This window comes from Geoanaerobacter pelophilus, from assembly GCF_018476885.1.
Lineage (GTDB): Bacteria > Desulfobacterota > Desulfuromonadia > Geobacterales > DSM-12255 > Geoanaerobacter > Geoanaerobacter pelophilus.
The window spans coordinates 124105-137103 of record NZ_JAHCVJ010000001.1; the positions used below are offsets into that span (position 1 = coordinate 124105).

The 12999-nt window shown below is 45.2% G+C and carries 13 protein-coding genes; all 13 read right to left on the reverse strand.

Going from position 1 to position 12999, the window contains the following annotated elements:
• Positions 1 to 5: 5 nt before the first annotated feature.
• The 13 genes from KI809_RS00555 to KI809_RS00615 all read right to left on the reverse strand — a co-directional run bounded on the left by KI809_RS00555 (position 6) and on the right by KI809_RS00615 (position 12756).
• Positions 6 to 413: a type IV pilin protein gene (locus KI809_RS00555; RefSeq protein ID WP_214169579.1), complete on the reverse strand. Its 408-nt coding sequence runs from the start codon at positions 411 to 413 to the stop codon at positions 6 to 8.
• 7 nt (positions 414 to 420) lie between these two features.
• Positions 421 to 957: a type II secretion system protein gene (locus tag KI809_RS00560; protein ID WP_337833264.1), complete on the reverse strand. Its 537-nt coding sequence runs from the start codon at positions 955 to 957 to the stop codon at positions 421 to 423.
• 1 nt (position 958) lies between these two features.
• Complete coding sequence (locus KI809_RS00565) at positions 959 to 3706, reverse strand: secretin GspD/PilQ domain-containing protein (RefSeq protein ID WP_214169580.1); 2748 nt, start codon at positions 3704 to 3706, stop codon at positions 959 to 961.
• Positions 3707 to 3760: 54 nt separating this feature from the next.
• Positions 3761 to 4393 carry a hypothetical protein gene (locus KI809_RS00570; protein WP_214169581.1) on the reverse strand — a complete coding sequence of 211 codons (633 nt, stop codon included), beginning with the start codon at positions 4391 to 4393 and terminating at the stop codon, positions 3761 to 3763.
• Entirely contained in the window at positions 4390 to 4938 is a 549-nt protein-coding gene (gene pilO, locus KI809_RS00575) for a type 4a pilus biogenesis protein PilO (protein WP_214169582.1), read from the reverse strand. The genes KI809_RS00570 and pilO overlap by 4 nt, the downstream gene beginning before the upstream one ends.
• Positions 4935 to 5471 (reverse strand): PilN domain-containing protein, encoded by a 537-nt coding sequence (locus KI809_RS00580; RefSeq protein ID WP_214169583.1) that lies wholly within the window; start codon positions 5469 to 5471, stop codon positions 4935 to 4937. The genes pilO and KI809_RS00580 overlap by 4 nt, the downstream gene beginning before the upstream one ends.
• Positions 5471 to 6397, reverse strand: a complete 927-nt coding sequence (pilM, locus tag KI809_RS00585; protein WP_214169584.1) for a type IV pilus biogenesis protein PilM — start codon at positions 6395 to 6397, stop codon at positions 5471 to 5473. The genes KI809_RS00580 and pilM overlap by 1 nt, the downstream gene beginning before the upstream one ends.
• Positions 6397 to 8118, reverse strand: coding sequence for a GspE/PulE family protein (locus tag KI809_RS00590; protein WP_214169585.1), 1722 nt, complete (start codon positions 8116 to 8118; stop codon positions 6397 to 6399). Before KI809_RS00590 ends, pilM begins: the two co-directional genes overlap by 1 nt.
• Before the next feature lie 2 nt (positions 8119 to 8120).
• Positions 8121 to 9329 carry a type II secretion system F family protein gene (locus tag KI809_RS00595; RefSeq protein WP_214169586.1) on the reverse strand — a complete coding sequence of 403 codons (1209 nt, stop codon included), beginning with the start codon at positions 9327 to 9329 and terminating at the stop codon, positions 8121 to 8123.
• Between the two features lie 98 nt (positions 9330 to 9427).
• Positions 9428 to 9853, reverse strand: coding sequence for a cytochrome C (locus KI809_RS00600; protein ID WP_214169587.1), 426 nt, complete (start codon positions 9851 to 9853; stop codon positions 9428 to 9430).
• A 47-nt stretch (positions 9854 to 9900) separates the two neighbouring features.
• Complete coding sequence (locus KI809_RS00605; RefSeq protein WP_214169588.1) at positions 9901 to 10977, reverse strand: cytochrome c3 family protein; 1077 nt, start codon at positions 10975 to 10977, stop codon at positions 9901 to 9903.
• A gap of 20 nt (positions 10978 to 10997) precedes the next feature.
• Positions 10998 to 11801 carry a cytochrome C gene (locus KI809_RS00610; protein WP_214169589.1) on the reverse strand — a complete coding sequence of 268 codons (804 nt, stop codon included), beginning with the start codon at positions 11799 to 11801 and terminating at the stop codon, positions 10998 to 11000.
• The gene (locus tag KI809_RS00615; RefSeq protein ID WP_246559094.1) at positions 11794 to 12756 is read right to left on the reverse strand and encodes a 6-bladed beta-propeller; all 963 of its coding nucleotides are present in this window, start codon (positions 12754 to 12756) and stop codon (positions 11794 to 11796) included. Before KI809_RS00615 ends, KI809_RS00610 begins: the two co-directional genes overlap by 8 nt.
• Between the last annotated feature and the right edge of the window lie 243 nt (positions 12757 to 12999).

Genomic DNA, 12999 nt, shown 5'->3' on the forward strand with positions numbered 1-12999 from the left:
TTCACTTACCATTCATTATAAGCGGTACCAGTTGTTCCTATCAGGTTCGACCCGCTATGGACATCATAAACAGACCCTTCCACTTTGCTTCCGTCCGTGGGCTGGGGAGGAGCCATTGTTTGCCAAGTATCGTTTTTCTTGGTAAAAGGGTCCGTCGGCAAAACGCGGAGATATTTCTTGTCTACCATCTCGGTTAAGGAATCCGGGAATTTCCCCTGATCAGCATAATACTGGTCAATGGAAGTTCTGATGCTGTAGAGATTTTCCCTGAGGACCGCCTCCTGAGCCCTAAGGATGCCCATTCTGTAGTTAGGCACAGCGATAGCGGCTAGAATGCCGATGATCGAAACGACAATCATCAGCTCAATAAGTGTAAACCCTTTTCTGCCCTTGAGCAGCCTGGCCAATCTCATGCCCGTTTTACCAATCCTTGTATTTTGTGCCATCTATAGCGGTCTCTTCACTAAGCGAATAAACGTCATACACATCTTCAACGTCATCTGAAGCGGTCTTGCTATCAGGTTCATCCTTATAGGCACGCAGGCCCCACTTGGGTTCTTCGCCTTTCTTAACGGGGTTAAAAGGGTCAACCGGGATACGACGGAGAAACTTCTTCTTTGTCTGGTTTTTGTCGAGTCCCCCAAAGTCGTCGCCCTCTACCAGCAACTTCAAGCTTTTAGGATACCCAGAACTACTGGCATTGGTTTGCAGACCTTGCGTAATCTTCTGCGCCTTTATCGCTTCATCATAAGCCTTCTTGTATTCGTCAAGTGCGGTGCGGATAGTTCTGAGGCTGCGTCTAAGCTCAATCTCCTTGGTTCTCTTGGCAGTCAACTGCACGGAAGGAAGAACCAGACCGGCAAGTATGGTCAAAATAGCCATTGTGACAACAAGTTCCACAAGGCTCACGCCGGATCTGCAACCAACATATCTTCCAATAAACTTTTTAAGGTTCACGTTACTTTACTTCTACTACAGTGTTGTACGGTAGGGTTTCTATCTGCTTCCCCCCCTGCCCGATAAAATTAACTCCCATCAGGCCAAAACTAGCAGGTCCCTGGTTTCTCGCCTTAAAGGTAACAAGAGCTATTTTGCCACTTCCATTAATAGCTGAACCGTCATCAGCTTTTGAAATATTGAAGGTTACCTGGCCGGTACTATTATCATTTGTCGCCCGGAATACCGGTTGTTTACCATCACTTTTCAGAAGATCACCGGCTGATGCGCCAACAAATTCCACGAATATCGGGTCATAAGCGAGAACAAACGGAGCACTCTTAAGACCGCTGACGGCTGTTGCCTTTATCTCAATAACAAATTGATCTTTAATCTTTACCAAAGGAGGAGCAGCAATCGTCACTGAAACTCTGGATGGTTTCTGTTCCTGCTGCGGCGCCGGCGCTGGTTGTGATGCCTGAGCAGGTTTATCATTTGACGCCTTCGGTGTCGTCTGAGGAGCGACTGCGTCCTTTGCTGCTGCCGGTACATTTGCCGGCAACGGTGCTACTGCAGGCACTGCAATTTGTGAAGCGTTTTGGAGAGTCTGGGCTGGCGGCTGTTGCGCTGACGGTAATGGCTGAGGCACGGCTTTCCCGACAACCGGGACAGCTGTAGTCGCAGGCTGGCTTGAATTAATTGTTTGGCCTTGTACCGGCGGCGTTACAGGCGGCGCTGGCGGAACCGGCGAGACAGCTGCAGGGGTAGCAGTTTGCAGCGGCTGTGGAGAAGCCTGCGTAGCCGGTGATTGCGCAGGGCTTGGCGACGAAACAGGTGGAGCAGGCTTAGGAGACGATGGGTAGAACAGCTGCGGCGGCTTCGCCGGTCCCTTGGCATCGTCTGTAATCTCTTCGGTATCAGAGACAAAAGAACCATAAGGCTTCTTAATGGACGGTTCGTCCTCGCGGCCGGACCAGAACTGAGCAGCATCTCCTTCGGGTACAGCGACGCCTCTTACAATACGCGGAGTAATGGCAAGAATTAGTTCTGACTTGTCGTTTGAGTCGTCGTTTCCTGTGAGCAGCGGACCAAGAATCGGAAGATCCCCAAGGATTGAAACCTTCTGCTTGGACCTGGTCTTGCTGTCCTGCATAAGGCCGCCGATAACACTGGTTTCACCGTCTTTGAGCGAAAGTACCGTATCAAGATTCCGGGTGCCGATGGTAACTACGGTCGTCAGAGAGGCAGAGTCACCGATCTTTTCTTTAGAGATGATGGAGCTGACCTCCAGACTCAGTTTCATATTAACTTCGTTGTTCAATTGAATGGTCGGCTCGGCATTTACCTTTACCCCAACGTCTACATACTGGACGTTGACACTAACCCCGCCGCCGGTCGGAGAAGAGGTTGTTGTTATCGGTACCCTGGTACCAACATTAAACTTGGCCTTTTCCCTGTTCTTGACCCGAATCTTAGGGGAAGCCAGGGTTTCGGCATTGGAAAGGGTCTTGCCAAAATTGAACGTAGCGCTGGGGACCGTCATATACCCTTGAAAATTCTTCCAGCTGAAGGCTTGCAAGAGATTTGACGGACTTACCACAGAAGTAGTGGTTGATGGAGTCGTTGATGACGCTGTAGTTGTCGTGTTCGTCAATGCGTCGGAAAAGAATGCACCTTGCGGAGTCCAGGTATTCATAGAAAGGGCGTATTTGCTCAGGACAAGCCCCAAGGACTCAGCATTTTTCTTAGAAACTTCAATCACTTCTACTTCAAGCAACACCTCTGCATCCGGGACATCGTTGGCGTCAAGAATCCTCCCGGCAACCTCTATTACATCCGGGACATCACGAATCACAATAGCATTCATCTCTTCGTTAACATAGATCTTCTTAACTTGCAGCATGGTCCGGATCAGGTTTACCGCCTTTTTTGCATCAAGCTTGTTCAAGTAAAAGGTTTGAATCATCAAGTCTTCATACTGCTTAAGCTTTTCAGGACTCTTTGGGTATAGGATTATTGTGCTTTCGTTGAGTGTTTTCTTCCCCAATTTTTGAAGTCCGGTTATAACATCCAACGCCTGCTGAAAAGTGGCATTCTCCAGGTAAATGGTGATATTCGAATCCTTAATACCTTCGTCAAACACGAAATTGATCCCGGAAAGCTGGGTAATTATATTAAAGACATCCTTTAACTTGGCGTCCTTGAACTTGAGGGTTATCGGCTTCGATGACTTAAGATTCAACTCAGAGCCATCAAGCTTGGATTTGCGACCTTTCTGCAATTTGGTAATAGCTTCGCTTGCTTTTTCATTATCCGGATTAAACTCAAGCGCCTTCTGATATGCCTGAATGGCTTCGCGGGTTTTTCGGTTCTTTTCGAGTTCCTCGCCCTCTTTGAGGTATACCTGCGAGTTCCTGAGCTTTACCACCTTTTCGCTGGCCTGACGCGCCCTATCAAGCGAAGAATCAAGGGCTACTGCAGCCTGGAATTCTCGGAGAGCATCATCCAGATTGCCTTTCTCCTGATATTGCTCACCTTTATCCATATGCACCCGCGCAGCTTTCTCACTAACACCAAGAAAACGCAACCGGTACTCTCCCTCTTCAGGGCTTGCGGAAGCAGCCTCAGCGTATTTAACAACAGCCTCGTCAAGTCTCCCTTCAGCCTCAAGCTTCTGGGCCTTGCTGAACGTAGATCTCCCGCCGGAGCAACCAGCTATAGCCACCTGACATGCCAGCAATATTATGAAAATGGGTTTAAGTTTATGCATCAGGTACTCTCCTTGCTAATTTACACTGGTTCAATACCCATTTCTAAACTGCAGCTACCTGCCGACAGTCCCTCTCGACTGCCCTGGTGCTGCCAACGGCTTGTTTTCTACAAGAGGGATAATTATTTCAGCTCCATCCGGAGACGTTATGACCAAAGCTTCATCAGTAATCGTTGAAACATCATATTTCCCAGCCAAACGATCACCTTTGTGCGCTAGGAAAATCTCTTTATTACTGGAAAGAAAAATTGTCTTTTTGTCCCCTTTTTTGAGAAACCCCAAGAACGTAAATGCAGCCATGTCGCGCTGCACAGGTGTTGGCTCAGCAATCTGCGGAGCTACAGCAGGAACCGCTTTTGGAGTTGTTATTGGAGGAGCCTGGCGCTTGGGAGGTGGTGGTGGTAGAGGCAGTGGTAACGCTTTTTGCTCCTCATGAAATATCGGCTTAAAAATATTGCGTTTGTAGCCGGTAAATCGGGCATTATTTTGTCCCAGTAAGTCCAGACGCAACCTGATTTCTTCTGGAGCAGGCAGTGCGTTATTTGCTTTTTTAGGAGTTGCAATAGCTCCAGTAGTATATTTAAGAGTAGCTACGCTTTTTTGTTGCGGCATTCGCAAATAACTGGTCACGGATGCCCCTACGAGCAAAACCAGCAATAGAGCAAGAAGGGCTTTTTGCCTGTTCATTGCCCCTCCAGCTTTAAATATACGGTCAGGTTAAGCTTCAGAGACACGATCTCCTCGGTTAATTTGGGGTTACTTAGTGAAATACTGTCTATTGAGACAATATCGCGAAGTCGGCCTACATCTCCGATGAAACTCTTGATCGCTGCGTACCTGCCAGTTACAGTGAACCCTATTACATACGAAAGCATCTTTTCTGTCTTAAGAAGTTCAGGCTTGTAAGTGATCCCTCCCAAAGAAAGCGAATTCGATCTGGCAACTTCATAAATCTCACCAACTATCCGCGCCAAATCCTTCTTTGGTGCAATCATGGCTTGCCAACGAATGATATCGGCGCTCCCCTTTTCAAAAGCCGCGCCCCTATCAAGAACCGTTCCCGATGATTTGCGTTTTTTGAACCACTCGTCATGTAATTGTACAAGCTTGGGCCGTTGATAGAAGTTAAGAAAGAGCATAAGCCCGATATTAATTATGACTATAGTGACAAGAACAATAATTGTCCTGATGCGTACGTTAAGTATCTCCTTAAAATAAGCCTTATTTATCATATCTTTACCTGACAGCTGATACTGAAAGTGATCCCCTTTTGTGCTTCACCAACCTTTGTATCATTCTGAGAGAGCAGATAAATATCGGAAAAGTTACTGGAACCTTCCATATTCTCAAGTAACTTTCTAAGATTAGCAAAACTTGAGGTTGTCCCTGTCAGTTTCAATGCCTTTTTCTTGGTATCTGGCTCAATTGCGCTCAGAGAAATGCCTTCCGGCACGACATTTTCAAGCATTTCAAGTAATCCAAGCCAGTTAAAAGACTTGCGGTAAATTACCCCGTTGGCAAAGCGTATCCGAGAGACCAAGTTCTGATATTCAGCCTCCGGTACGTTTCTACCCTTTGTCGAGGACTTTTGCTCCAAAGCTCGCAATTCGGAGTTGATTCTGTCTGCTTCTCCCCAATTGCTTGATATTTCGATAATGTTAACCGCTGAAAAAGCAATCAAAATAACAAAAACAACTGCAAACAGCAGGTTAAGCTGGCCGCGATTGATGTAGGTTCTTGTAGCTAGATTGATTGTCAGGCGCATCAGAGATTCCTCACTGCAGCACCAAAGGCAGCCGACATTTTGAACAGGGTTGCTGCATCAATATTGCATGACGGCGACAGACCCACAACCTTTGCCACATCAAGCAGAATCGGCTCCTGCTCGGTTGCATCCGCCATAATTGAACGGAACTCTTCAGCATGAGCATTATCAGTAAAGCAGTAAACCTTGCCACCAGAAAACCCTAGGTTTTTATCCTGACAAACAAGAAGAGAACTCGATATTTCGCGATAAACCCGGTTAACGGAAAAACCACGCCCTGCAAGTTCCTTTGTCCGATAAAAGGTAAGTATCCCCTGGTTAAAAAGCATTATGCTCAATACTCCCGCCATATGGGTGACAAAGAGATAATTCTCGCCAAGTGCAAGTTTATAAGCAAAAAGCTCGAACAAGCGAAATGAGGTAAAATCTATCTGATTAGGCTCAAGCCCGGCTTCAACCAACAACTCTTCATACTGCTGGATTACCTGACGGCAAACTATCGAAACAAGGGCAGATATTTCACCGGAGCCTCGTTCCTGCAGAACCTGAAAGTCAAAATGAGCATCGTTGATATCAAAGGGAAAGTTTTTTTTAAGTTTCCAGCGGATTATATCAACAGCCTCTTCCCGGCTTTTGAAGCGGGTATCAAGATCCAAAAGTACCACGCGACCAGAGGCATCGGGAAGCGAAACCGCCGTTCTTGAGGTCTTCGCAAGTAGTTTTAGCGAAGTTTCGCGGACTGTTGCGACAAATGATGACTGCTGAAGAACATTCAGCTCCCGAAGTGAAACTCTGACTGTGTCAGCAGGGAAAACCCCCTCCTGTACAGAATCTACTACCGGTTTCGAACGAGAGCCGCCAACCAGTGCCATGCGAACTCTGTCCGTAGCTATTTCTAAACCAATTGTCTTCCTGGAGAACATCATCACTCCACAAATGTAACCCGGTTGATCTCCCGGAGATTTGTTTCACCCCTCAGCACTTTTTCAACAGCTGATTCGCGAAGAAATACGGTGCCTGCCTCTCTTGCCGCTTTTTTCAGGAGGATCGCCGATGACTTTGCCACAATAAGTTCACGCAATTCATCATTTAAATCAAGTAGCTCAACAATTGCTGAACGGCCTCTATAACCTGTACCGTTACAGTCATCACACCCTTTTGCATCGAAGAAAGTAGCATCACGACATTTTTCAGGATCTATGCCGGATTCAATCAATACTTCATCTTTAATGGTTGTCGGAATTTTGCATTTTACACAAAGTCGTCTTACGAGCCTTTGCGCCATAACACAGTTAAGACATGAAACAAAATTGTAAGGGTCAATCCCCATATGGATAAAGCGCCCAAGCACATCAAAAACATTGTTGGCATGAACCGTTGTAAACACAAGATGCCCGGTAAGAGCCGACTGTACGGCGATCTGGGCCGTCTCTGGGTCTCGTATCTCTCCAACCATTATCTTATCAGGGTCATGTCTTAGAATTGAGCGCAGGCCTCTAGCAAATGTGAGACCTTTTTTTTCATTAACAGGTATCTGTACGATACCTTTAAGTTGGTACTCTACCGGGTCTTCAATAGTTATGATCTTCTCTTCGCCGGTATGGATTTCAGATAAAGCCGCATACAGGGTAGTGGTCTTACCGGAACCTGTCGGACCTGTGACGAGAACCATCCCGTACGGCTCTCTTACCATCTTCCTCAACCGCTTGACTTCTCTCATTTCAATTCCGAGAGTATCAAGAGTAAGCCCTTTCATGTCCTGGGCAATGCTCTCCTTATCAAGGATCCTTATTACAGCATCCTCTCCGTGAGCACTCGGCATGATGGAAACCCTGAAGTCGATCGATTTATCGTTGATTTTAACCTTAAACCGACCATCTTGCGGAATACGCCGTTCAGAGATATCAAGTTCGCTCATTACTTTTAATCTGGAAATGATCGGACCCTGAAAATGCAGATCGATTGGGTCAGTAGCCTTGTAAAGAACCCCGTCAATCCGGTATTTGATAATTACACCATTCATTGCGGTTTCTATATGGATATCACTGGCTCGTCTGTTCAATGCATCGAGAATCGTTGAATTTACGAGCTTGATTATCGGGCTGGTGTCTGAGCTGATTTTTTCAACAGATAGGACCTCTTCACCCTTCTCTGTTTCTGTTACCAGCTGGAGCATGAAATCTTCGGAGACTTCTTTAAGGACCCTGCTAGTTCCTTCGCCACGTTTCAGTACCTGAGAAATCTGCGAGGCACTGGCAACTTTAATGATTATTGGCCGATCGAGAAGGATTTCCAGCTCATCAAGTTTAACGACATCGGTAGGATCAGATATCGCGACCACGATGGATTCATCTTCCTGGGCTAACGGAACAAAGCTGAAGCGGTACATGATGTCGGGAGGAAAAGAGCTAAGAAGCTCCTCGTCAATTCGGAAACCTTGGAGATCGATAAAATCCACACCAAACTGCTCTGCAAGGGACTTCGCGAGAACATCTTCGGAAATTAGACCATCATCGAGGCATATCTCCCCAAAACGGTGTCCGGTGCTTTTAAGTTTGTCTATGGCATAACGCAGCTGATCAATGGTGAGATCACCATTTTCCAACATTAAATCGCCAAGTTTTTTCCTGGTCATCTGTAATGCCATAATCAACCTACCGTTCCGGCGATCTTAAAAATCGGCAGATACATAGTAAGAATAATAACACCAATCACAATCCCCATTATTATCATAATGGCAGGCTCAATAGCAGTAGTCAGCACATGAAGACGTGCTTCTATTTCCTCTTCAAAATACTCTGATATATCAGAAAGCATCTCTTCCAGAGCCCCAGTAGTCTCACCGACACCTATCATCCGAAGTGCTATCGGCGGCATTATCTTTGCGCCTTCAAATGCTGAAGAAAGACTAACACCTTCTTCAACTTTGGCAACCGCATCCAGCAACCGGCGCTCAAGTACACGGTTATTGAGTGTGCCAACCGACATTTTCAGGGATTCGACGATGGGTATACCACTGCCAATCACTGTTGCAAGAGTGCGTACAAAACCTGTCAAGGAGTATTTCACATACAATTCACCGAAAACAGGCAGGCGAATTTTATAACCATCAACAATGTATCTGCCACTGTGCGTGGCACTCCACCTCTTAAAAAGAGTAGAGGCGACAAACATTGCAGCAACAATAAGCAAGAAATACTTTTTCAACCAACTGGTGAATAAAATAAGGGCTTGGGTAGGTGCCGGGAGCTGAGAACCCGCATCTGCATATACCTGGCTGAATGTGGGGACTACATAGACCAGGAGTAGCAGTACTGCAGCAGATGCAACAGTTATCAATATTGCAGGATAGATCAAGGCGGAAATTACTTTTTTCTTGATAGCCTCAGCTTTTTTAATAAATGCAGTAAACCGTTTTATAGTAAGCGGCAAGTCGCCGGTACGCTCTCCGGCGCGAACTGAGGCTACATAGAGATGAGAAAATGCTCCGGGATGCTTTGCCATTGCATCGGAAAGAGCTGCTCCTCCCTTGATCTCCTCACGTACAGTAGAAAGGACTTCTATTAGCTTCCCATTGCCTCCACGATCCAAGATTGTATCCAGGGCTTGAATAATAGGTAGCCCTGCCTTCATAAGAACAAGCAGTTCCTGGTTAAAGGTCAGAAGTTCCTTATTGTCTACCCGACGGCGCTTAGTCCCTGTTTCCCAAAGAAATTGAAGAGACTTCTTTTTCACAGAAAAAACAAAAAACCCTTGTTCTTCAAGGGTTTGCTTGAGAACCGCTGGATTAGCAGCCTCAAATTCTTTTTCTATGATGCGTCCGTCAGCCGAACCTATCTTGCAGTAATAGAGCGGCATAGGCCTTTATCTGTACCATAGTTCCAGGTAAAATTAAACTTAAAACACCTCATAATAAGCCTTCCCTCGGTACTTCAAAGTAACATCATCATTAACTGTCATTTTTTGTGGCAAGATAAACATAAAGGTGCACCGATTAATCTAAGGTGATACTGACTTTGCCTTGGATCGTCAGACGCTATATGAATATTGTGGCAGGTAACTGCACACGTAATTTTCCCAGACGAATCTAAAGGGAGGGACTCTCTGTTCAATGCAGGTTTTTTACCTACTCCATGGCCAAAATCTAGCCCATGGCATTGTCGACATACCTCATTAAAATCAAGAGTTAACTTCTTTTTTGTTGAGGTGAACGTGAACCAGCTATTGAGGCTGTCCTCAGGCTCAACGTGACAAACTTGGCATTTTCCAGCAACGCCATGCGGAGAAGGTGCCTTTACGGTCGGGGCCCCCATTTTTTCACTCGAAACGGCTGAAGAAACAGGAATAACAATCCATAGAATGAGAGCAATCATTTTTTTCATTTAAAAGCCATTATTCCTTTACCCGTATAGATAGCGGATAATTTTCTTTAATATGATTTAGGGTTATGATCAACACCGTGACAGGTGAGAAAGCATTCTCCCCTAAACGTACCGGCACCTTTTTCTTTAAACTTAAGCATACCACTAGAGCTCGCAGATACAATATCAGTATTGAATCGGATTAGATACCGGTTTTCGGTACTCCCGTGTGAGGTGTGACATGTATGGCATGAGGTCCCTCCATTACCCGGCATGCTGCTCTTCTTCCCCTTGATATGCATAGAGTGAAATTTGAAGCTTTCATCAGCAAGAATGCTATTACGATTATGACATTTATAACAGAGTGAATAGGCAAAGATACTTTCAGTTTCATTATCTCTTGCAGAATAATTTTCTCTTAGAATATATTGGTAGATCGAACTATGTGGCCCTGCTGGGGAGTTAGCATCATCACTACCGTGGCAATCGCCGCATTTTAAAACAGAAACATCATTGGCGGTCGTCTTCTTTTCTTTGTATGGCCTTATTAGGCTGACTACCGCCAAATTTTTTCCTTCTCCCTCTATTGGATGAAAAGAAGGGTTGGAAACGGCAAATTCTATTCGTTTATTCACAAATCTTCCCGGAAGATTGGCACTGTCAGAATGGCATAAATAGCAAAGTTGATACTCAGTAGTTACATCAGTCAAAATGTTACCGTTTTTTTTGCCTTTGATGCCAGCAAACTTATTTGATGAAGAAACGAGATGGGGGCTATGGCAATCAACGCAATCTGAATGACGTGGCGCTTTATGGTCGATCTCAGGAAGTATCTCTTTATTAGAATGAAGATTCTTAGATTCTAAAATGGGATGATGATAGGTTTTTTTCAGTTCTTTTTCGAAATCAACCAAATCTGCCGTCGACCGAATTAATCCTGTCTTTCTTTTTGCTGGATTTCCATGACATGAGAGACAGCCCTCCTGACCACCACCAGAACGAAACTCAAACCCAACATGACAGCTGCCACACCCATAAGGGAGCTTCTGCCGGTCGAGATGAAATGGTGTAAAAGATGAAGCGGCTTGTGCTGTCGCAACTGATAAAGACATAACCAGTAATACAATTGATATCAAGTAAGCCATACGCAATGTCCTGTTCAGTATTACTGCAAAGGGAATGGGTTGGTAGGGATACTGTGGCAATCCATACAAACCGCATCGTGGTCTAACGATGCATTGTTATTAGCACCATAAACCCAGAATGGGGCAATCTTCCTACCTTCATTTGGCGGCACTTGATAAGAATCTTCAGTTGACTGATTCTGATGGGGATCATGACACGTTGTACACTGCATGCGATTCGCGGTATCTAACTTAACAATCCTAGGCATCTGATAATTCTGTGTCTTTTTTAAAACATCACTCTGAATAGCCCTCAGCACAGCATCATCATAAATAAATGATACCGGATGATGCCCAGATTTTATCTTGCTCGCAGTAAAAAGTGATATGCCTGTGATTCTGTCATTTGCCCCCATGTTTATAGGGGAGCCGTTTAGGATGGCGCCGAGAGGTACCCCACCGGCTGTTACCCCATCGTGGCAACTTAGGCAAAGTCTGGATGTACCATTTGGCTCACCAAACTGTGCAGCAGAAGTGCGTCTTATAACAAGTGTAGCGGAGGAATAATGGCCGAAAAAAACAGAAGAATTGCTCCTATTCCATAATGTAGTCTGGGGAACGGCTCTATGTGGAGTGTGGCAAAACACACAAATCTCAGTATTTTTGTCTCTGGCTGATTGTGGAGGAGCAGCTTTATAAAGAACATTTTTGTTTAAGGAGGATAGATTATGCTTGTTCCCGCCAACAACCATATCTGAGATTTTCGGTCCCGCCGCCAATGAGCTGACTGCATTTCCCAAAAAAACTAGTACCGCAACAATAGATATTTTCCGAATGTTATTCATTCTTCCCGCCTGTCTTCAAATACTTGAATACCTGAACCCGACGATTAAATGTATCAGCGACGAAAATATGGTCACTTGCATCGATACATATCCCATTTGGCAAGTAAAACTGGCCAGGACCTTGGCCGCTGCGCCCGAAATAGAGCAACAACTGACCATCTTTATTGAATATCTGGATATTGTCGTGGTTTGCATCAACTACATAAATGTTACTGTCGCTGTCTAAGGCCAGCCCCTTTGGACGGGAGAAGCTGCCAGGGACATCGCCTGCCCCGCCGATACGCCTCAGAAAATTCCCATTTTTGTCATAGGACCGTACTACAAAATTCATGGCATCCGTTATGTAAACATTGCCGGCATTATCCACTGCAACGTGGGACGGTGTGTTCAATTCTTCCCCAGCTGCCTGCTTAGGGAACTCACCTAAATATTTATCTTGTAAAGTGAATCGATGCAATTTATTAGCCAACGCATCTACTATAAATTTGTCCCCAAAGTCTGTAATGGCAATGCCCGCAGGACGCCTAAACCCATCTGGCGGGACTAATGCATTGAGGAACGATCCATGAGAGTTGAACTTGTACACTTTGGCATTGATAGAATCGGACACATAAAGGTTCTGTTCATGATCAACGGCAACAGCTACAGGACTGGCGAGCTGTTCATCTCCAGCTTGCGTAATGTACGAGACTTCACGAGATTTCAAGTCGTAGCGGTGAATAACGCCTGAAAAAGTATCTGATATATAAAGAACGTTATCTTGACTTACAGTAATTGCTGACGGGGTCACCAGCTCTAAAGTTAAATTATTATCACCAGTCAACATTTCGGTAAGTCTTTGAACCCGGCTTTTATCTGGGAAAATGTCTTCCGGACCTTTGATCTCCCTAAGGAATCTTATTCTCATAGGATCAGGTTTAGGAGGCCAATAGAGGTTAACTGATGGATCGCTCATCAGTAGCGGCTCAACAGTACTACACCCTGAAAAAAAAACTGTCAGAGCAAATAGCAAGCAGTATAAAGTTAAGCGGTACATACTCGGAATTAATCCAGACCCATAATTATTACTCCAGAAAAATAGGGCGTGAAGTCTAGAAGGCATTAAATAGACAAGACCATTAGCCTTAAAATAATAGTGCAACTCAAGCCATATTGCGACATCTCAAGCATACAGCATTCCTATGAGCCAGACACAAAA

Bases quoted from the DNA above. Each gene is read 5' to 3' on its own strand.
- KI809_RS00555 (WP_214169579.1), bottom strand. From the start codon at position 413: ATGAGATTGGCCAGGCTGCTCAAGGGCAGAAAAGGGTTTACACTTATT.
- KI809_RS00565 (WP_214169580.1), bottom strand. From the start codon at position 3,706: ATGCATAAACTTAAACCCATTTTCATAATATTGCTGGCATGTCAGGTG.
- KI809_RS00570 (WP_214169581.1), bottom strand. From the start codon at position 4,393: ATGAACAGGCAAAAAGCCCTTCTTGCTCTATTGCTGGTTTTGCTCGTA.
- pilO (WP_214169582.1), bottom strand. From the start codon at position 4,938: ATGATAAATAAGGCTTATTTTAAGGAGATACTTAACGTACGCATCAGG.
- KI809_RS00580 (WP_214169583.1), bottom strand. From the start codon at position 5,471: ATGCGCCTGACAATCAATCTAGCTACAAGAACCTACATCAATCGCGGC.
- pilM (WP_214169584.1), bottom strand. From the start codon at position 6,397: ATGATGTTCTCCAGGAAGACAATTGGTTTAGAAATAGCTACGGACAGA.
- KI809_RS00590 (WP_214169585.1), bottom strand. From the start codon at position 8,118: ATGGCATTACAGATGACCAGGAAAAAACTTGGCGATTTAATGTTGGAA.
- KI809_RS00595 (WP_214169586.1), bottom strand. From the start codon at position 9,329: ATGCCGCTCTATTACTGCAAGATAGGTTCGGCTGACGGACGCATCATA.
- KI809_RS00600 (WP_214169587.1), bottom strand. From the start codon at position 9,853: ATGAAAAAAATGATTGCTCTCATTCTATGGATTGTTATTCCTGTTTCT.
- KI809_RS00605 (WP_214169588.1), bottom strand. From the start codon at position 10,977: ATGGCTTACTTGATATCAATTGTATTACTGGTTATGTCTTTATCAGTT.
- KI809_RS00610 (WP_214169589.1), bottom strand. From the start codon at position 11,801: ATGAATAACATTCGGAAAATATCTATTGTTGCGGTACTAGTTTTTTTG.
- KI809_RS00615 (WP_246559094.1), bottom strand. From the start codon at position 12,756: ATGAGCGATCCATCAGTTAACCTCTATTGGCCTCCTAAACCTGATCCT.